A 20099-nucleotide genomic window follows, 5' to 3' on the forward strand; every position below is an offset into this window, starting at 1 on the left:
GCCGGGACGGGCGCTAGGAGAGCATCCCCGCGCCCAGCACCGCGGTCAGTGCGCCGGTGGCCAGCACTACACTGCCGGCGGCGGCCCAGCGCAGCAGGGCCGCCCCGAACAGCAGCCGCGGCGGCGCGCCGAGCCGCAGCAGGGCGGCCCCGCCCTGCTGCCGGCCGGCCCGGATCTCGGTCAGCCGGGCCAGCACCGCCGCGACCACGCAGCCGGTGGTCAGCAGCGCCTCGGTGGCCGGCAGCGGCCCGGTGCCGTCCGCGCCCGGGGCCACCCAGTGCCGTACCGAGGTCAGCACCACGGCCATGGTGAAGGCCAGCACCGCCAGCGGAGCGCCGAGCGCGGGGGCCGCGCCGGTCAGCCCGCGGCCGGCCAGCAGCCGCCGGGGGCTGGGCCGGCCCACCGCGATCAGCCGTCCGGTCCCGGCCAGCAGCGGCCCGGTCAGCAGGGCCAGCCCCAGCGCCGCCGCCACCCAGCCGGCCAGCAGCGTGGCACTGGTGTGGCCGAGGTCGGCGGGCAGCTGCAGCGGGCGCGGATCGTAGGCCGCGGCCGGGCGCAGCGCGTACAGCTCGGTGAACGTGCCGCCGAACGCGAGGAGCGCTGCGAGGGTGGTGCGCAGGGGGCCGAAGCGCTCGGCCGCGGCCTGCTCCTCGCCGCCGGGCAGCAGCTCTGCTCCCCGGACGGCCACGGCTGCCGCGAGCCCGCCGGCGAGCGGGAGCAGGGCGAGCAGGGCCACCGGCGCGGCCGGCGGCAGTGGCACGCCCATGCCCAGCTCGGGAGCCAGGCCCGGGCCGGCGATGTTGTTGCGCAGCACCAGGAAGAGCAGCAGGGTGGCCACCGCGCCCAGGGCGCAGGCCAGCGCGGTCTCGCCGGCGATCAGCAGCCGCAGCCGCCGCGGTCCGGCTCCCGCGGCGGTCAGCCCGGCCATCCGCTCGGGGCGCTGGGCGGGCAGGGCCCGGGCCGCAGCCGCGGTGAACCAGGCGATCGCCACCAGCGGCGGCAGGCACCAGAGCAGGCGCTCCACCGTCTCGCCGCTGCCCGGCGGGTCGCTCAGCGCGCGGCCCAGTGCCCGCAGCAGGAAGGCGGCGACCACGGCGGCCGCCGCGGCGGTGAGCAGCCAGCGGCCCAGGTCCAGGACCCGGTATCCCCTGACCAGGCGGAAGTAGAACACCTGATAGTCCTTCAGTCCTTCGCGGTGACCGGTGGGGTGGTGCGGGGCGCAGCGGGGCAGTCGGTCAGTGGCCGGCCGGAACCGCCGCGCGGCGCACCGGAGCGGCGGGGGCCGGGGTGCGGCCGTCCACCAGCGCGACGGTCCGGTCCGCGTACCTGGCCAGCTCCGGGTCGTGCGTGGCCAGTACCAGGGTGAGCTGGTGGGAGCGGGCGGCGCTGGTCAGTATCCGCAGCACCTGGTCCTGGGCCTCGCGGTGCAGTGGCGCGGTCGGGTCGTCGGCGAAGACCACCCGGGGCAGCGGGGCCAGGGCGCGGGCCACCGCGATCCGCTGGCGCTGGCTCTGGATCAGCTCGGCGGGGCGGCGCTTGGCGCAGTCGGTGACGTCGAGCCGCTCCAGCCAGTCGTCGGCGGCGCTGTAGGCGGCCTTGTGGCCGGAGCCGGCCAGCAGCAGGGGCAGGGCGACGTTCTCCCGGGCCGTCAGTTCCGGTACCAGGTGGGGCTGCGAGCCGACGAAGCCGAACCGGTCGCGGCGCAGCTTCTCCCGTCCGGCCCGGCTCAGGGTGTGCACCGGCGAGCTGTTGAACCAGACCTCGCCGGAGTCCACCGGCAGCAGCGCGGAGAGGCAGCCGATCAGGGTGGACTTGCCCGAGCCGCGGGCGCCGGTGATGGCGAGCACCTCGCCCTCCCGGACGGCGATCGAGACGTCCCGCACCGCCGGGGTCCCCTGGTGGGACTTGACGATCCCCCGGGCCCACAGCACGTCGTTGTCGGGCGGGGCCGCTGACATGGAATTCCTCCGCCGGTCCGAGAGGGCTCTGCACGGGTGCCGCACGGGAGGTGCGGTCCGGAGCAGGGGAATGACAGTCGTCAGATTAGAACGACAAGGTCGCGTTGCGGTTGCGGCACACGGGACGTAGCTGGGGTAAACCCGGACGAACTATCAGCAGATCAATCAGAAAAACACCGTGGGGCGGTCCCGGCAGCCCCGGGAAGGGGACTGCGCGGGACCGCCCCGCGGTGTGAGGGTGGTCAGCCCGCGACTGACCTGCGACTAGCGGAGGGTGGGGATCGCCGAGGAACGAGGCGGTACCCGCCCGCAGCTCGGCGCAGGTCACCGAGCGGCATCAACAGGTCCGGGTGATCAGATCTTGTTCCACGCGTCGGTGAGGCTGACCCGCAGGATCTGCTCGATCTCGTCGAAGGTCGACTGGTCGGAGATCAGCGGCGGGGCCAGCTGGATGACCGGGTCGCCACGGTCGTCGGCACGGCAGTACAGCCCGTTGTCGAAGAGCGCCTTCGAGAGGAAGCCGTAGAGCACGCGCTCCACCTCTTCGTCGTTGAACGACTCCTTGGTGACCTTGTCCTTCACCAGCTCGATGCCGTAGAAGTACCCGTTGCCGCGCACGTCGCCGACGATCGGCAGGTCCCGCAGCTTGTTCAGGGTGCCGAGGAACTTCGACTCGTTGTCGAGCACGTGCTGGTTGAGGCCCTCGCGCTCGAAGATGTCGAGGTTGGCCAGCGCGACCGCCGAGGAGACTGGGTGGCCGCCGAAGGTGTAGCCGTGCAGGAAGGTGTTGTCGCCCTTGTAGAAGGGCTCGGCCAGGCGGTCCGAGATGATCGTGGCGCCGATCGGGGAGTAGCCCGAGGTCATGCCCTTGGCGCAGGTGATCATGTCGGGCTGGTAGCCGAACTTGTCGGCGCCGAACATGGTGCCCAGGCGGCCGAAGGCGCAGATGACCTCGTCCGAGACGAGCAGCACGTCGTGCCGGTCGCAGATCTCGCGCAGCCGCTGGAAGTACCCGGGCGGCGGCGGGAAGCAGCCGCCGGCGTTCTGCACCGGCTCGACGAAGACGGCGGCGACGGTCTCGGCGCCCTCGTTGAGGATCGCGACCTCGATCTCGTCGGCGCACCAGCGGCCGTAGGCCTCCGGGTCGACGGTGCCGTCGGGGCCGGCCAGGAAGGCGGGGGCGCGGTAGATGTTGGTGTTCGGCGCCTTGTGGGTGCCCGGCACCAGCGGCTCGAACGGGGCCTTGAGGCCCGGCAGGCCGGTGATCGACAGGGCGCCCTGCGGGGTGCCGTGGTAGGCGACCGCACGGGAGATGACCTTGTACTTGGTCGGCTTGCCGGTCAGCTTGAAGTACTGCTTGGCGAGCTTCCAGGCGGTCTCGACGGCCTCGCCGCCACCGGTGGAGAAGAAGACCTTGTTCAGGTCGCCCGGCGCGTAGTTGGCCAGCCGCTCGGCCAGCTCGACGGCCTTCGGGTGGGCGTAGCTCCACACGGGGAAGAAGGCCAGCTCCTTGGCCTGCTTGGCGGCGGCCTCGGCCAGCTCCTCGCGGCCGTGGCCGGCCTGCACCACGAACAGGCCCGCGAGGCCGTCGAGGTACTTCTTGCCGTTGGCGTCCCAGATGTAGGTGCCCTCGCCCTTGACGATGGTCGGCACGGGCGAGTTCTCGTACGACGACATGCGGGTGAAGTGCATCCACAGGTGGTCGTAGGCGGTCTTCGAAAGGTCCTTCGGTGCCGGGTCGGCGCTCATCGGGTGCCCCAGGTGTAGGTCTGTTTCCGGAGCTTCAGGTAAACGAAGCTCTCGGTCCTCCGCACGCCGGGAAGCGCACGGATTCGCTTGTTGATCATTTCGAGCAGGTGCTCGTCGTCCTCGCACACCAGCTCGGCCAGCAGGTCGAACGAGCCCGCGGTGCAGACCACGTAGTCGACCTCGTCCATGGCGGCCAGCGCGTCGGCGATCGGCTCGATGTCACCTTCGACGGTGATCCCGACCATCGCCTGTCGGGTGAATCCGACGGTCAGCGGGTCGGTGACGGCGACGATCTGCATCACGCCCTGGTCGAGCAGCTTCTGGACCCGCTGCCGGACGGCGGCCTCGGAGAGGCCGACGGCCTTGCCGATGGTCGCGTACGCACGGCGGCCGTCCTCCTGCAGCTGCTCGATGATCGCCTTGGAGACGGAGTCGAGGGGAACGCTGCTGTTCCGGTCGCGGTTGGCCACGTGGCCACTGTGCCCGATCGCCGGTGTGCACGCAAGTGGTCCTACTGCTGATTTCGTTGCCGTGATCTGAAAACGGCGCGGATTTCATTGCGATTGATGCGCCCCTATGTCGATACCGGCAAGGTTGCGGCTACTCTGGCGGGGTCACGCGCGCGCCACCCCCTTGGGCGTACGCTCCCCACCAGTGGACCACCGGCCCATCGTGCGGACCACCGGACCCGGCTTCCGGGATCCCACCGGCGGTGCCGGGCGGCGACACCCGCGCCCGGTCCACCGGCACAGCCCCCCGACGGATCGGCCGCCACCGCGCCGACCGCAACCCGAGGAGAGAGTCGTGAGCGACCTTCGTACGCTGCGCAACTACATCAACGGCCAGTTCGTCGACGCGGCGGACGGCCGCACCCTGCAGATCGTCGACCCCACCAACGGCCAGGCGTACGCGACCTCCCCGCTGTCCGGCGCGGCCGACGTCGACGCCGCGATGGCCTCGGCCGCCGCGGCCTTCGAGACCTGGCGCGACGCCACCCCCTCCACCCGGCAGAAGCTGCTGCTGAAGATCGCCGATGCCGTCGAGGCGCGCGCGGACGAGCTGGTGGACGCCGAGTGTCGCAACACCGGCAAGCCGCGCGGGCTGACCAAGTCCGAGGAGATCGGCCCGATGGCCGACCAGATCCGCTTCTTCGCCGGCGCCGCCCGCCTGCTGGAGGGCAAGGCCGCGGGCGAGTACATGGACGGGATGACCTCGATCGTCCGCCGCGAGCCGGTCGGCGTCTGTGCCCAGGTCGCGCCGTGGAACTACCCGATGATGATGGCCGTCTGGAAGTTCGCGCCGGCGATCGCGGCCGGCAACACCGTGGTGCTCAAGCCCTCCGACACCACCCCGGCCTCCACCGTGCTGCTCGCCGAGATCATCGGCGGCATCCTGGCCGAGCTGGAGCTGCCGGCCGGCGTCTTCAACGTGATCTGCGGCGACCGCGAGACCGGGCGTCTGATGGTCGAGCACCACACCCCGGCGATGGCCTCGATCACCGGCTCGGTGCGCGCGGGCATCCAGGTGGCCGGCAGCGCCGCCAAGGACGTCAAGCGGGTCCACCTGGAGCTCGGTGGCAAGGCGCCGGTGGTGGTCTTCGAGGACGCCGACATCGCCGAGGCCGTCGAGGGCATCTCGGTGGCCGGCTTCTTCAACGCCGGCCAGGACTGCACCGCGGCCACCCGGGTGCTGGTGCACGAGTCCATCCACGACGCCTTCGTCACCGCGCTGGCCAAGGCCGCCGCCGAGACGAAGACCGGGGGGATCGACGACGAGGATGTGCTCTACGGCCCGCTGAACAACGCCAACCAGCTCCAGCAGGTGGCCGGCTTCATCGAGCGGCTGCCGTCGCACGCCAAGGTCGAGACCGGTGGCCACCAGGTCGGCGAGGTCGGCTACTTCTACGCCCCGACCGTCGTCTCGGGCCTGCAGCAGGACGACGAGATCATCCAGAACGAGGTCTTCGGCCCGGTCATCACCGTGCAGAAGTTCACCGACGAGGACCAGGCCGTCGGCTACGCCAACGGTGTGGAGTTCGCGCTGGCCTCCTCGGTGTGGACCAAGGACCACGCGCGCGCGATGCGGATGTCGCGCCGGCTGGACTTCGGCTGCGTCTGGATCAACACCCACATCCCGCTGGTCGCCGAGATGCCGCACGGTGGCTTCAAGAAGTCCGGGTACGGCAAGGACCTGTCGGCGTACGGGTTCGAGGACTACACCCGGATCAAGCACGTCATGACCGCGCTCTAGCGGGTCATGACCGTTGAGCGCTGTATGACCGCGCTCTAGCTGTTCTGACCCGTGAGGTTGGGGACGCGGCTGGCGGGTGGCTTGCCTGCGAGTGCGGTGTGTCCGCGGTGGTGATTGTAGGTGTGGAGCCAGGTGGGGTAGGCGTCGCGTCGTTCCTGCTCGGTGCGGTAGGGCCTTGCGTAGGCCCATTCGTCGAGCAGGGTGCGGTTGAAGCGTTCGACCTTGCCGTTGGTCTGCGGGCGGTAGGGCCGGGTGCGCTTGTGGGTGATCCCGGCGGCGGCGAGGACGTCGCGCCAGGGGTGGGACTTGTAGCAGGAGCCGTTGTCGGTCAGCACGCGCTTCACGGTGATCCCGGCCCGGGCGAAGAACTCGTTCGCCCGGGTCCAGAACGCTGTGGCGGTCTCCTTGCGTTCGTCGGGGAGGATCTCGCTGTAGGCCAGGCGGGAGTGGTCGTCGACGGCGTTGTGGAGGTAGCTGTATCCGGCTGCGGAGCGGGTCTTGCGGCCGGCCTGGCGGCCCAGGGTTTTGTGGCCGCCGCCGTCGGGGATGTTGCCGAGCTTCTTGATGTCGACGTGGATCAACTCGCCTGGTGCCGAGTGTTCGTAGCGTCGGATCGGCCGACTTGTGGCGCGGTCGAGGTGGGCCAGGCGGGCGAGGCGGTAGCGGGTCAGGACCCGGTGCACGGTGGCCGGGTTGAGTCGCAGGAGGTAGGCGATGCGGGCCGGGCCCCAGCGCCGCAGGACGCGGACCTTGATGATCCGCCGCTCGGTGCGGGTCGGGGTCCGGCGGGGGCTGTGGTGGGGCCGGCTGGAGAGGTCGACCATCCCGGCCTCGCCGAGCGCACGGTAGCGGTCGGCCCAGCGCTTGGCCGTGGTCGGTGAGACCTGGAAGCGTTCGGCGGCCCGGCGCAGGGGCCAGCCGTCCTCGACCACGCAGCGGGCCAGGCGCAGGCGTCCGGTCTCGGTCAGGGGTGCGTTACGGTGTGGCATGAGGGCCTTTCTGGGTGCCGGGTAGATGTCGCAATCCACACCGAGCCAGAAGGCCCTCACTCATTTCAAGATCACCCAGCCGTGAGCTCTGTCACCAACCTCCGTGGTCAGTACATCTAGCGGGTCATGACCATTGAGCGCAGTATGACCGCGCTCTGATCGGTTCTTCCTCCAAGTGGGCCCGGGGTGTTCCCCGGGCCCGCTTGTGGCTTTCCACCCTGTCGCCGTTCCCGGTGACCACCTGACAAGATGCCGCTCCCCGTCGGCGGGCCCGCTCCCTACGCTGGCGGGCATGAGCATCCCCACCGCCGATCCCGCCGCCGGGCAGGCCGTCAAGGCCGCCGACCGCGCGCACGTCTTCCACTCGTGGTCCGCCCAGGCCCTGATCGACCCCCTCCCGGTGGCCGGCGCCGAGGGCTCGTACTTCTGGGACTACGAGGGCAACCGCTACCTCGACTTCGCCTCCCAGATGGTGAACACCAACATCGGCCACCAGCACCCCAAGGTGGTCGCCGCGATCCAGGAGCAGGCGGGCAAGCTCTGCACGCTGGCGCCGGGCTTCGCGGTCGAGGCGCGCAGCGAGGCCGCCCGGCTGATCGCCGAGCGCACTCCCGGCGACCTCGACAAGATCTTCTTCACCAACGGCGGTGCCGAGGCGGTGGAGAACGCCGTGCGGATGGCGCGGCTGCATACCGGCCGGCAGAAGGTCCTGGCCACCTACCGCTCGTACCACGGTGCCACCGCCAACGCGATCGCCCTGACCGGCGACCCGCGCCGCTGGCCCAGCGAGACCGGTACCTCCGGGATCGTGCACTTCTGGGGACCGCACCTGTACCGCTCCGCCTTCCACGCCGAGAACGAGGCGCAGGAGTGCGAGCGCGCGCTCGCCCACCTGGAGCAGACCCTCGCCTTCGAGGGCCCGGCCACGGTCGCCGCGATCATCCTGGAGCCGGTGGTCGGCACCGCCGGCATCCTGGTGCCGCCGCCCGGCTACCTCGCAGGGGTGCGGGAGATCTGCGACCGCCACGGGATCGTCTTCATCCTGGACGAGGTGATGGCCGGCTTCGGCCGCACCGGCGAGTGGTTCGCCGCCGACCACTGGGGCATCGTCCCGGACCTGCTGACCTTCGCCAAGGGCGTCAACTCCGGCTACGTCCCGCTGGGCGGGGTGGCGATCAGCGCCGAGATCGCCGCCACCTTCGCCGAGCGACCCTTCCCCGGCGGCCTGACCTACTCCGGCCACCCGCTCGCCTGCGCCTCCGCCGTGGCCACCATCAACGTGATGGCCGAGGAGGGCATCGTCGAGAACGCCAAGCACATCGGCGAGAACGTGCTCGGCCCCGGCCTGCGCGAGCTGGCGGAACGCCACCCCTCGATCGGCGAGGTGCGCGGTCTGGGCGTCTTCTGGGCACTGGACCTGGTGCGCGACCGGGCCACCCGCGAGCCGCTGGTTCCGTACAACGCGAGCGGCGCGGCCAACACGCCGATGGCCGAGTTCGTGGCGGCCTGCAAGAAGCGCGGGCTGTGGCCGTTCTTCAACATGAACCGCCTGCACGTCGCGCCGCCGTGCACCGTCAGCGTCGAGGAGACCAGGGCCGGCCTCGCGCTGCTCGACGAGGCGCTCGCGGTGGCCGACGCCCACGTGGGCTGATCCGCACGGCGGGCAGGCCGGCCGCCCGCCCGGGAGTCAGCGCCGCACCGCGTCCAGCGCCAGCAGGGCGACGTGCAGCGACAGACAGGACTCCACCTGGTCCAGGTCCACCGCCAGGATCCGTTCCACCTTGTGCAGCCGGTCGTAGAAGCTCGGCCGCGACAGATGCGCCGCATCTGCCGCGGCCGACTTGTTCCGCCCCTGCTCCAGGTAGACCCGCAGCAGCTGCACCAACTGCGAGCCGTGCTCGGCGTCGTGGGCCAGCAGCGGCCCCAGCTCGCGCTCCACATAGGTCTGCAGGCGGGCGTCGTCGCGCAGCAGGTGCAGCAGCCCGCGCAGCCGCACGTCCGGCAGCCGGTAGTACGAGGCGGCCCGCGCGCCCGGTGCGTCGTGCAGCGCCGCATCCGCGACCTGGGTGGCCTCCATCAGCGTGCGCCGGGCGTCGCGCACCGAGCCGACCGAGGAGCCCACCGCCACCACCGGCGCGGCCGTCTCCTTGCCGCCGTCGGTCACCAACCGCCGCAGCGCCGCCGAGAAGGCCTCCAGCGCGGCGTGCTCGTCCTGCTGCGAGCCGAGCGCGATCAGCAGCCCCACGCCCTCGTCGTCCAGCGTGCCGACCAGCGCCGGGAGCCGGCTGGCGCGCGCCGCGGTGGCCGCGAGCTCGGTGAAGTCCCGCAGCCGGGCCTGGGCCTCCAGCGCGGCGGGCAGCGGGCCGCCGCGCCGGCGCAGCACCACCCCGACCAGTCGCCGGCCCTCCAGCGGCACGCCCAGCGCCTGCGCCCGCAGCGCGACCTCGCTGACCGTCAGCGCGTGGGTCAGGATCCCGGCGAGCAGCGTGCGGTGGGTCTGCCGCTCCAGGCTCTCCCGGTCGCGCACCAGCAGCCGGTTGAGCGCGAGCGTCGCCGCACCGCGCTCCAGCAGCATGGTGCAGGGGTGCGCCTCCTGGTCGGGCAGCGCGCCCGGCTCCTCGACCAGCACCAGCCGGCCCCAGTCCTCGCCCCGGGCGCCCACCGCCGTCACCAGCCAGCCGCTGCGCGGGTCGTGGCCGGTGCGACCGGCCGGCCGCACCGCGCGGGAGCGGCGTTCCCAGCGGTCCAGCAGCTCGTCCTCGGTCCGCCCGGCCGGATCGTGCGCCAGCACCTGGTGGCTCAGGTTCTCCAGCACCACCGGCGCCCCCGCCATCCGGGCGATCTGGCGCAGCACCTCGGCCGGTTCGGCCCCCTCCACCGCCAGCTCGTTGAAGACCTGGTGCACCGCCTCGGAGGCGCGCAACTGCTCCAGCTGTGCGTTCACCACCAGCGCGTGCACCGCCTCGGTCACCGCCACGAAGCGCAGCTCCCGGCGCAGCACGATCAGCGGCAGACCGCGTTGCTCGGCGGCGTGCACCAGGGCACGCGGCAGGGTGTCGAAGTAGCGGCGGCCGAACTCCACCACCAGCCCGGCCACACCGATCTCGACCAGTTCCCGGACGTAGCGGGCCAGCCCCTCGCGGTCCTCGGGCAGCGCGATGCCGGTGGTCAGGACCAGCTCGCCGCCCTGCAGCATGCCGGCCACGTCCGGCAGCTCGCTGACGTGCACCCAGCGCACCGGCCGCTCCAGCCGGTCGGCCCCGGCCACCACCTGCGGCAGGCCGCGGCGCATCACGTCCAGATCGAGCACACGGGCGACGGTGGGCAGCACGGTGGACCTCCTGGCTGGGCGTGGCGGCGGCGGGGGAACTGGCGAGGGGAGCAAGGTGTCAGGTGAATCATGCAGCCCCGTGACGACCTGTTGCCGCCAACCGGCCCTGGCACTGTGTAAGCCCCTTGGCGGCTCGGCTGTCGGAGTGAGCCTTGCCCGGCCTCCCGGCCGAGGGGCATCGTCGGCGGACCGGAGCCGATGGAATGGACCTATGGAGGAGAGCCGACACATGGACCTGAGCGACTTCGCGGACGGTGCCCAGTACATCGACGGCAAGCTGAGCGCGGGCACCGGCGAGGAGCCGTTCGAGGTGGTCAACCCCGCCGACGGCAGCACGGTCGCGCAGGTGCGGCTCGCCTCGGTCGCCGACGTCGACACCGCCGTGGCCGCCGCCACCGCCGCCCTGCCCGACTGGTCACGGGCCACGCCCGGTGCCCGGTCCGAGGTGCTGCTGCGCCTCAGCACCCTGCTGGCCGAGCAGGCCGAGGAGTTCGCCCACGTCGAGACCGCCCAGACCGGCAAGCCGATCAAGCTCAGCAGCGAGTTCGACGTCCCGGGGACCATCGACAACACGGCCTTCTTCGCCGGCGCCGCCCGCAACCTGGAGGGCAGGGCCGCCGGCGAGTACTCCGGCGACCACACCTCCTACGTGCGGCGCGAGGCGATCGGCGTGGTCGGCTCGATCGCACCGTGGAACTACCCGCTGCAGATGGCGGCCTGGAAGATCCTGCCGGCCATCGCGGCGGGCAACACCGTGGTGCTCAAGCCCGCCGAGCTCACCCCGCTCACCGCGCTGATGTTCGCCCGCGCCGCCACCGCGGCCGGGCTGCCCGACGGTGTGGTCAACGTTGTCACCGGCGCGGGCCGCGACGTCGGCGAGCGGCTGGCCGGGCACCCGGACGTGGCGATGGTCTCCTTCACCGGCTCCACCCCGGTCGGCAGGCGAGTGGCCGAACTGGCCGCCGCCACCGCCAAGCGGACCCACCTCGAACTGGGCGGCAAGGCGCCGTTCGTGGTCTTCGCGGACGCCGACCTGGAGGCCGCCGTGCACGGGGCGGTGGCCGGCGCGCTGATCAACAGCGGCCAGGACTGCACCGCCGCGACCCGCGCCTATGTCCAACGCCCGCTCTACGACGCCTTCGTGGCCGGTGTCGCCGAGCTGTTCGCCGCCGTCCGGCTGGGCGATCCGCGCGATCCGCGCACCGACCTCGGCCCGCTGGTCTCCTACACCCATCGCGACCGGGTGGCCGCCTTCGTCGAACGGGCACGCGGCTACGGCGCCACCGTCGTCACCGGCGGCGCTGCGCCGGACACCGGCCACGACGGCACCGACCTGACCCGGGGCGCCTACTACCGGCCGACCCTGATCACCGGCGCCGCCCAGGAGAGCGAGGTGGTGCAGGGCGAGATCTTCGGACCGGTGCTGGTGGTGCTCCCGTTCGACACCGACGACGAGGCGCTGCGGCTGGCCAACGACACGCCGTACGGGCTGGCCGCCTCCGCCTGGACCCGGGACGTGCACCGCGCACTGCGGGCCACCCGGGAGATCGCGGCGGGCTGCGTCTGGGTCAACGACCACATCCCGATCATCAGTGAGATGCCGCACGGCGGGTACAAGGCATCCGGCTACGGCAAGGACATGTCGCAGTACTCGCTGGACGAGTACACCCAGGTCAAGCACGTCATGTTCGACACCACGGCGGTGGCCAGGAAGGACTGGCACCGGACCGTCTTCGGCGACCGGGACTGAGCCGGCTCCGAGTGCGTCGGGCCAACCGGTGTAAGAGTCCGACCCCGGACCCGTCTCTCCTCGCAGAACGTCGGCCGCCCAGGGCCGCCGTGCGAACCGAGCAGAGGACGGGCCATGGAGACCAATGGACCCATCGCCGCCGCCGTGACCTGGCTGGCCGCCGCCGCACCCGACCCCGAGGCATGCCGGCGGGAGTGGGAGCAGAGCGCGGCCGGCCTCGCGCTGCTCCCGGCCGGCCGCCGCTGGGACGTGCTCTCGGCTCCCGGGACACTCGGCCGCCCGGCACTGCGCCTGCTCGGCGGAGCACCCCCGGTCGGTGGCCGGGGGAGGGCCGTCCGCAGCGGGCCGGTGCTCTTCGACCCCGGGGACGACAGCCTCGCCTTCCTCGTCCCGGTCGGTACCGCCGCGCGCTGGGTCGGCACCGGGCTGCGCGGCGCGGGCGAGGGCAGCTGGGTGGTGGTGCCGCACCCTGCCCGGCGCGGCCCCGGGCTGCAGTGGCTGGTCGCGCCCGACGGCTCGGGGCGGCTCACCGATCCGATGGCCCTGGAGCTGGCGTTGCACGAGGCCGCGGCCGGGCTCGACGGGCCCCGGGAGCACCGGTGAGGTGTCCGGCGCCCGATGGGCCGCTCTGGTGGCGACGAGGTGTAAGACCAACCGGGTGATGACCGTCAGTGTGCTCGTTGAGCGGCTACCGGGCGACGACCAGACTGGAGCCCGAGCGCGGTAGCCCCGCGACCCCGACGGCCGGCCGCACCCCTGAGCGCACGGTCGGCGCGCGGATCCGGCGGCAGGCAGACCGCCCGTGACTTGGAGGCAGACGAACCGTGAGCAAGCCCACTGAGAGCGCCGAGAACACCGGGCGTCCGGCCGGCATGGACAAGCACGTCATCCACTGGATCGGCGGCGCGGCGGTGCCGACCGCGGGCACCGCACCCCGCCGCGGCGACCTGTACGACCCGGCCACCGGGCGGGTCTCCGGCCAGGTGGACTTCGCGGGCATCGCCGAGGTCGACCAGGCGGTCGCCGCTGCCGCCGGGGCCTTCGCCGACTGGCGCCACGCCTCGATCGCCAAGCGGACCGCGGTGCTCTTCGCCTTCCGCGAGCTGTTCAACGCGCGCAAGGACGAGCTGGCCGCGATCATCGTCGCCGAGCACGGCAAGGTGCACTCGGACGCGCTCGGCGAGCTGGCCCGTGGCCAGGAGGTGGTCGAGTACGCCTGCGGGATCCCGCAGCTGCTCAAGGGCGGCTTCACCGAGCAGGCCTCCACCGGCATCGACGTCTACTCGATCCGTCAGCCGCTGGGCCCGGTCGCCATCATCTCGCCCTTCAACTTCCCGGCGATGGTGCCGATGTGGTTCTTCGCGATCGCGATCGCGGCGGGCAACACCGTGGTCCTCAAGCCGTCCGAGAAGGACCCGTCGGCGGCGAACTTCATCGCCGGCCTCTGGCAGGAGGCCGGTCTGCCGGACGGCGTCTTCAACGTCGTGCACGGTGACAAGGTCGCGGTCGACCGCCTGCTCGAGCACCCGGACGTCAAGTCCGTCAGCTTCGTCGGCTCCACCCCGATCGCCCGCTACGTCTACGAGACCGGCACCCGGTACGGCAAGCGGGTACAGGCCCTGGGCGGCGCGAAGAACCACATGCTGGTGCTGCCCGACGCCGACCTCGACCTCAGCGCGGACGCGGCCGTGAACGCCGGCTTCGGCGCGGCCGGCGAGCGCTGCATGGCGGTCTCGGTGCTGGTCGCGGTCGACCCGATCGGTGACGAGCTGGTCGAGAAGATCAGGCAGCGGATCGCGACCCTCAAGGTCGGACCCGGCTGTAACGGCGACAGCGAGATGGGCCCGCTGGTCACCGGCCAGCACCGCGACAAGGTGACCTCCTACCTCGAGTCGGGCCTGGCCGACGGCGCGGAGCTGGCCGTGGACGGTCGGACCCACCCGGTCACCGGACAGGACGTGAACGGGCAGGACACCGCCGACGGCTTCTGGCTGGGCCCCACGCTCTTCGACCACGTCAAGCCGGGCATGTCGGTCTACAACGACGAGATCTTCGGCCCGGTGCTCTCGGTGGTCCGGGTCTCCTCCTACGAGGAGGGCCTGGAACTGATCAACGCCAACCCGTACGGCAACGGCACCGCCATCTTCACCAACGACGGCGGCGCGGCCCGGCGCTTCCAGCACGAGGTGGAGATCGGCATGGTCGGGATCAACGTGCCGATCCCGGTGCCGGTGGCCTACTACTCCTTCGGCGGCTGGAAGGCCTCCCTCTTCGGTGACGCGCACGCGTACGGGGCGGACGGGGTGCAGTTCTTCACCCGCGGCAAGGCGGTGACCCAGCGCTGGCTCGACCCCTCGCACGGGGGCATCAACCTCGGCTTCCCGACCAACAGCTGAGCGGGGCAGCGCTCACCCTGTTCCCCCATGCGGCTCCGGCCGGTCTCTCCCCTGTGGGAGGACCGGCCGGAGCCGTTCAACCGGCGTTTGCATGGCGGCCCCGGAGGGCGTAGCGTGTCCTAGTCGCTCGGCAGGGAGCACCGGACACGCATCGGCGCGGACGGTCCCGGAGCGGCCACTCTCCTGGAACACCATTTCCGACATGAACGTCGGTCGTTGACGCGTCGCTTTTTCGCACGCTTATGCGGCTGGCTTTCTTTGTCGTGCCGGTATTTCAGCGAGTGGGCCGGATTCGCTTTTCGGAGCGGGGCTGGGCTAAAGTTCAACACGTCGGACAGGCCGTCAGGTCGGTTACGGCGAAGGCCTCTTGAGGCCGAGCGGTGCGGAAGACCTGGTAAGGTTGGAAACACCGAGAGCGAGTCGGGAAACGCCGAGAGGCGGGCCTGATAAGCTCGAAGAGAAGAAAGAGCGAAGCGCCCGGAGGGGTCACGGAAGTGGCTGCAAAGGAAGCGTCCGTTCCTTGAGAACTCAACAGCGTGCCAAAAGTCAACGCCAGATATGTTGACATCCCCGGCCTCGATCGCTTGATCGGGGTTGGAGATTCCTTTTGAAGTAAAACACTAGCGAGGACGCAGTGCGCGAGGCCACCCTATTCCGGTGGTTGTCGTGCCGCTCGACGCGGGTGTTGCTCGTGCTTTTAATTAAGCACTGCCGAGCAGACATTCACGGAGAGTTTGATCCTGGCTCAGGACGAACGCTGGCGGCGTGCTTAACACATGCAAGTCGAACGGTGAAGCCCTTCGGGGTGGATCAGTGGCGAACGGGTGAGTAACACGTGGGCAATCTGCCCTGCACTCTGGGACAAGCCCTGGAAACGGGGTCTAATACCGGATACGACCTTCCTCTGCATGGGGGTTGGTGGAAAGCTCCGGCGGTGCAGGATGAGCCCGCGGCCTATCAGCTTGTTGGTGGGGTAATGGCCTACCAAGGCGACGACGGGTAGCCGGCCTGAGAGGGCGACCGGCCACACTGGGACTGAGACACGGCCCAGACTCCTACGGGAGGCAGCAGTGGGGAATATTGCACAATGGGCGAAAGCCTGATGCAGCGACGCCGCGTGAGGGATGACGGCCTTCGGGTTGTAAACCTCTTTCAGCAGGGAAGAAGCGCAAGTGACGGTACCTGCAGAAGAAGCACCGGCTAACTACGTGCCAGCAGCCGCGGTAATACGTAGGGTGCGAGCGTTGTCCGGAATTATTGGGCGTAAAGAGCTCGTAGGCGGCCTGTCGCGTCGGATGTGAAAGCCCGGGGCTTAACCCCGGGTCTGCATTCGATACGGGCAGGCTAGAGTGTGGTAGGGGAGATCGGAATTCCTGGTGTAGCGGTGAAATGCGCAGATATCAGGAGGAACACCGGTGGCGAAGGCGGATCTCTGGGCCATTACTGACGCTGAGGAGCGAAAGCGTGGGGAGCGAACAGGATTAGATACCCTGGTAGTCCACGCCGTAAACGTTGGGAACTAGGTGTTGGCGACATTCCACGTCGTCGGTGCCGCAGCTAACGCATTAAGTTCCCCGCCTGGGGAGTACGGCCGCAAGGCTAAAACTCAAAGGAATTGACGGGGGCCCGCACAAGCAGCGGAGCATGTGGCTTAATTCGACGCAACGCGAAGAACCTTACCAAGGCTTGACATATACCGGAAACGGCTAGAGATAGTCGCCCCCTTGTGGTCGGTATACAGGTGGTGCATGGTTGTCGTCAGCTCGTGTCGTGAGATGTTGGGTTAAGTCCCGCAACGAGCGCAACCCTTGTTCTGTGTTGCCAGCATGCCTTTCGGGGTGATGGGGACTCACAGGAGACTGCCGGGGTCAACTCGGAGGAAGGTGGGGACGACGTCAAATCATCATGCCCCTTATGTCTTGGGCTGCACACGTGCTACAATGGTCGGTACAAAGGGCTGCGATACCGTGAGGTGGAGCGAATCCCAAAAAGCCGGCCTCAGTTCGGATTGGGGTCTGCAACTCGACCCCATGAAGTTGGAGTTGCTAGTAATCGCAGATCAGCATGCTGCGGTGAATACGTTCCCGGGCCTTGTACACACCGCCCGTCACGTCACGAAAGTCGGTAACACCCGAAGCCGGTGGCCTAACCCTTGGGAGGGAGCCGTCGAAGGTGGGACCAGCGATTGGGACGAAGTCGTAACAAGGTAGCCGTACCGGAAGGTGCGGCTGGATCACCTCCTTTCTAAGGAGCACATGGCCGGATGCGAGCGAATGTCTCGCACGGTTGCTCATGGGTGGAACGTTGACTATTCGGCACACTGGGTGATGGTTCGTGAGTACTGCTTCGGCGTGGAAAGCGTTTCTTGAGTCTGGTGTGTCGGGCACGTTGTTGGGTCCTGAGGGAACGAGTAATCGTTGTCTCAGTGCCGGTCCCACGGACCGACCTGGTGTTTGCCGGGTTGTGTAGGTGGGTGTCTGGTCGTTGTTTGAGAACTGCACAGTGGACGCGAGCATCTGTGGCCAAGTTTTTAAGGGCGCACGGTGGATGCCTTGGCACTAGGAACCGATGAAGGACGTGGGAGGCCGCGATAGGCCCCGGGGAGCTGTCAACCGAGCTTTGATCCGGGGGTGTCCGAATGGGGAAACCCGGCAGTCGTCATGGGCTGTCACCCATACCTGAACACATAGGGTATGTGGAGGGAACGCGGGGAAGTGAAACATCTCAGTACCCGCAGGAAGAGAAAACAACCGTGATTCCGGGAGTAGTGGCGAGCGAAACCGGATGAGGCTAAACCGTTGTGGTGTGAGACCCGGCAGGGGTTGCCACTTCGGGGTCGTGGGAAAGTTCTTCGGTCGTCTGCCGGCGATCGGGTGAGTCAGAAACCGTATGGGTAGTCGAAGGACATGCGAAAGGTCCGGCGTAGAGGGTAAGACCCCCGTAGACGAAACTTGTACGGCTCACTTGAGCTTCTCCCAAGTAGCACGGAGCCCGAGAAATTCCGTGTGAATCTGGCGGGACCACCCGCTAAGCCTAAATATTCCCTAGTGACCGATAGCGGATAGTACCGTGAGGGAATGGTGAAAAGTACCGCGGGAGCGGAGTGAAATAGTACCTGAAACCGTGTGCCTACAAGCCGTGGGAGCGTCGTTGGTCAGCTTGCTGATCAGCCGTGACTGCGTGCCTTTTGAAGAATGAGCCTGCGAGTTTGCGGTGTGTAGCGAGGTTAACCCGTGTGGGGTAGCCGTAGCGAAAGCGAGTCCGAATAGGGCGGTTGAGTTGCATGCCCAAGACCCGAAGCGGAGTGATCTAGCCATGGGCAGGTTGAAGCGCGGGTAAGACCGCGTGGAGGACCGAACCCACCAGGGTTGAAAACCTGGGGGATGACCTGTGGTTAGGGGTGAAAGGCCAATCAAACTCCGTGATAGCTGGTTCTCCCCGAAATGCATTTAGGTGCAGCGTCACGTGTTTCTTGCCGGAGGTAGAGCACTGGATAGGCGATGGGCCTTACCGGGTTACTGACCTTAGCCAAACTCCGAATGCCGGTAAGTGAGAGCGTGGCAGTGAGACTGTGGGGGATAAGCTCCATGGTCGAGAGGGAAACAGCCCAGAACACCGACTAAGGTCCCTAAGCGTGTGCTAAGTGGGAAAGGATGTGGAGTCGCAGAGACAACCAGGAGGTTGGCTTAGAAGCAGCCACCCTTGAAAGAGTGCGTAATAGCTCACTGGTCAAGTGATTCCGCGCCGACAATGTAGCGGGGCTCAAGCACACCACCGAAGTCGTGTCATTCACAGAATACGCCCAACGGCGCTGTGGATGGGTAGGGGAGCGTCGTGTGCCGGGTGAAGCGGCGGAGGAATCCAGTCGTGGACGGTATACGAGTGAGAATGCAGGCATGAGTAGCGATACAAGAGTGGGAAACTCTTGCGCCGATTGACCAAGGGTTCCTGGGTCAAGCTGATCTGCCCAGGGTAAGTCGGGACCTAAGGCGAGGCCGACAGGCGTAGTCGATGGACAACGGGTTGATATTCCCGTACCCGCTTTGAAGCGCCAACGCTGAACCTCTGAATGCTAAAGCCGTGAAGCCGGCCCGGAGTCTTCGGACAATGGGACGTGGTGGAGCCGCTGATCCAACAGGGTATTAGGTGAGCGATGGGGTGACGCAGGAAGGTAGTCCAGCCCGGGCGGTGGTTGTCCCGGGGTAAGGGTGTAGGACGCAAGGTAGGCAAATCCGCCTTGCACGTAGTCTGAGACCTGATGCCGAGCCGATTGTGGTGAAGTGGATGATCCTATGCTGTCGAGAAAAGCCTCTAGCGAGTTTCATGGCGGCCCGTACCCCAAACCGACTCAGGTGGTCAGGTAGAGAATACCGAGGCGTTCGGGTGAACTATGGTTAAGGAACTCGGCAAAATGCCCCCGTAACTTCGGGAGAAGGGGGGCCGGAACTGGTGGAGGCACTTGCTGCCCGAGCTGGGGCCGGCCGCAGAGACCAGCGAGAAGCGACTGTTTACTAAAAACACAGGTCCGTGCGAAGCCGTAAGGCGATGTATACGGACTGACGCCTGCCCGGTGCTGGAACGTTAAGGGGACCGGTTAGCTCTGATTCGTCGGGGCGAAGCTGAGAACTTAAGCGCCAGTAAACGGCGGTGGTAACTATAACCATCCTAAGGTAGCGAAATTCCTTGTCGGGTAAGTTCCGACCTGCACGAATGGCGTAACGACTTCTCGACTGTCTCAACCATAGGCCCGGTGAAATTGCATTACGAGTAAAGATGCTCGTTTCGCGCAGCAGGACGGAAAGACCCCGGGACCTTTACTATAGCTTGATATTGGTGTTCGGTTCGGCTTGTGTAGGATAGGTGGGAGACTTTGAAGCGGCAACGCCAGTTGTTGTGGAGTCGACGTTGAAATACCACTCTGGTCGTGCTGGATGTCTAACCTGGGTCCGTGATCCGGATCAGGGACAGTGTCTGGTGGGTAGTTTAACTGGGGCGGTTGCCTCCTAAAGAGTAACGGAGGCGCCCAAAGGTTCCCTCAGCCTGGTTGGCAATCAGGTGTTGAGTGTAAGTGCACAAGGGAGCTTGACTGTGAGACCGACGGGTCGAGCAGGTGCGAAAGCAGGGACTAGTGATCCGGCGGTGGCTTGTGGAAGCGCCGTCGCTCAACGGATAAAAGGTACCCCGGGGATAACAGGCTGATCTTCCCCAAGAGTCCATATCGACGGGATGGTTTGGCACCTCGATGTCGGCTCGTCGCATCCTGGGGCTGGAGTAGGTCCCAAGGGTTGGGCTGTTCGCCCATTAAAGCGGTACGCGAGCTGGGTTTAGAACGTCGTGAGACAGTTCGGTCCCTATCCGCTGTGCGCGTAGGAGTGTTGAGAAGGGCTGTCCCTAGTACGAGAGGACCGGGACGGACGAACCTCTGGTGTGCCAGTTGTCCTGCCAAGGGCATGGCTGGTTGGCTACGTTCGGGAGGGATAACCGCTGAAAGCATCTAAGCGGGAAGCCTGCTTCGAGATGAGCACTCCCACCTCCTTGAGAGGGTAAGGCTCCCAGTAGACGACTGGGTTGATAGGCCGGATGTGGAAGCCCTGTAAGGGGTGGAGCTGACCGGTACTAATAGGCCGAGGGCTTGTCCTCAGTTGCTCGCGTCCACTGTGTTGTTCTGAAACAACG

Annotated in this window: 11 protein-coding genes and 2 rRNA genes; 7 read left to right on the forward strand and 6 right to left on the reverse strand. The window is 68.2% G+C overall.

The annotated features are described in order from the left end of the window. Positions 1-13: 13 nt before the first annotated feature. The 4 genes from OG294_RS26915 to OG294_RS26930 form a co-directional block, all read right to left on the reverse strand. The gene (locus OG294_RS26915) at positions 14-1171 is read right to left on the reverse strand and encodes a hypothetical protein (RefSeq protein ID WP_327069118.1); all 1158 of its coding nucleotides are present in this window, start codon (positions 1169-1171) and stop codon (positions 14-16) included. Positions 1172-1235: 64 nt separating this feature from the next. Next, positions 1236-1958 (reverse strand): ABC transporter ATP-binding protein, encoded by a 723-nt coding sequence (locus OG294_RS26920; protein ID WP_327069119.1) that lies wholly within the window; start codon positions 1956-1958, stop codon positions 1236-1238. A 354-nt stretch (positions 1959-2312) separates the two neighbouring features. Next, positions 2313-3707, reverse strand: a complete 1395-nt coding sequence (locus OG294_RS26925; RefSeq protein ID WP_327069120.1) for an aspartate aminotransferase family protein — start codon at positions 3705-3707, stop codon at positions 2313-2315. Beyond that, positions 3704-4177 (reverse strand): Lrp/AsnC family transcriptional regulator, encoded by a 474-nt coding sequence (locus OG294_RS26930; protein WP_035846077.1) that lies wholly within the window; start codon positions 4175-4177, stop codon positions 3704-3706. The genes OG294_RS26925 and OG294_RS26930 overlap by 4 nt, the downstream gene beginning before the upstream one ends. Before the next feature lie 334 nt (positions 4178-4511). Between OG294_RS26930 and OG294_RS26935 the strand changes: the two genes are divergently transcribed. Further along, entirely contained in the window at positions 4512-5957 is a 1446-nt protein-coding gene (locus OG294_RS26935) for a gamma-aminobutyraldehyde dehydrogenase (protein WP_327069121.1), read from the forward strand. Positions 5958-5992: 35 nt separating this feature from the next. Here OG294_RS26935 and OG294_RS26940 read toward each other — a convergent pair whose 3' ends face one another. After that, positions 5993-6946 (reverse strand): IS481 family transposase, encoded by a 954-nt coding sequence (locus OG294_RS26940; protein ID WP_327069122.1) that lies wholly within the window; start codon positions 6944-6946, stop codon positions 5993-5995. 292 nt (positions 6947-7238) lie between these two features. Between OG294_RS26940 and OG294_RS26945 the strand changes: the two genes are divergently transcribed. Next, positions 7239-8597, forward strand: coding sequence for an aspartate aminotransferase family protein (locus tag OG294_RS26945; RefSeq protein ID WP_327069123.1), 1359 nt, complete (start codon positions 7239-7241; stop codon positions 8595-8597). Positions 8598-8633: 36 nt separating this feature from the next. Here OG294_RS26945 and OG294_RS26950 read toward each other — a convergent pair whose 3' ends face one another. Next, complete coding sequence (locus OG294_RS26950; RefSeq protein WP_327069124.1) at positions 8634-10277, reverse strand: PucR family transcriptional regulator; 1644 nt, start codon at positions 10275-10277, stop codon at positions 8634-8636. 229 nt (positions 10278-10506) lie between these two features. Here OG294_RS26950 and OG294_RS26955 point away from each other — a divergent pair, with 229 nt between their 5' ends. The 5 genes from OG294_RS26955 to OG294_RS26975 all read left to right on the forward strand — a co-directional run bounded on the left by OG294_RS26955 (position 10507) and on the right by OG294_RS26975 (position 20063). Next, complete coding sequence (locus OG294_RS26955) at positions 10507-12027, forward strand: gamma-aminobutyraldehyde dehydrogenase (RefSeq protein ID WP_327069125.1); 1521 nt, start codon at positions 10507-10509, stop codon at positions 12025-12027. Positions 12028-12141: 114 nt separating this feature from the next. Further along, positions 12142-12630, forward strand: a complete 489-nt coding sequence (locus OG294_RS26960; protein WP_327069126.1) for a hypothetical protein — start codon at positions 12142-12144, stop codon at positions 12628-12630. Between the two features lie 269 nt (positions 12631-12899). Continuing rightward, positions 12900-14423 carry a CoA-acylating methylmalonate-semialdehyde dehydrogenase gene (locus OG294_RS26965; protein ID WP_327071684.1) on the forward strand — a complete coding sequence of 508 codons (1524 nt, stop codon included), beginning with the start codon at positions 12900-12902 and terminating at the stop codon, positions 14421-14423. 722 nt (positions 14424-15145) lie between these two features. Next, a 16S ribosomal RNA gene (locus tag OG294_RS26970) occupies positions 15146-16667 on the forward strand. 276 nt (positions 16668-16943) lie between these two features. Continuing rightward, positions 16944-20063, forward strand: a 23S ribosomal RNA gene (locus OG294_RS26975). Together the 16S and 23S rRNA genes form the textbook arrangement of a ribosomal RNA operon. Positions 20064-20099: the final 36 nt, after the last annotated feature.

Origin of the sequence: Kitasatospora sp. NBC_01302 (assembly GCF_035976515.1) — a bacterium.
Taxonomy (GTDB): domain Bacteria; phylum Actinomycetota; class Actinomycetes; order Streptomycetales; family Streptomycetaceae; genus Kitasatospora.

Excerpts from the sequence above, each read along its gene's own strand:
- OG294_RS26920 (WP_327069119.1), bottom strand. The coding sequence starts at position 1,958 with ATGTCAGCGGCCCCGCCCGACAACGACGTGCTGTGGGCCCGGGGGATC.
- OG294_RS26925 (WP_327069120.1), bottom strand. The coding sequence starts at position 3,707 with ATGAGCGCCGACCCGGCACCGAAGGACCTTTCGAAGACCGCCTACGAC.
- OG294_RS26940 (WP_327069122.1), bottom strand. The coding sequence starts at position 6,946 with ATGCCACACCGTAACGCACCCCTGACCGAGACCGGACGCCTGCGCCTG.
- OG294_RS26945 (WP_327069123.1), top strand. The coding sequence starts at position 7,239 with ATGAGCATCCCCACCGCCGATCCCGCCGCCGGGCAGGCCGTCAAGGCC.
- OG294_RS26955 (WP_327069125.1), top strand. The coding sequence starts at position 10,507 with ATGGACCTGAGCGACTTCGCGGACGGTGCCCAGTACATCGACGGCAAG.
- OG294_RS26960 (WP_327069126.1), top strand. The coding sequence starts at position 12,142 with ATGGAGACCAATGGACCCATCGCCGCCGCCGTGACCTGGCTGGCCGCC.
- OG294_RS26965 (WP_327071684.1), top strand. The coding sequence starts at position 12,900 with ATGGACAAGCACGTCATCCACTGGATCGGCGGCGCGGCGGTGCCGACC.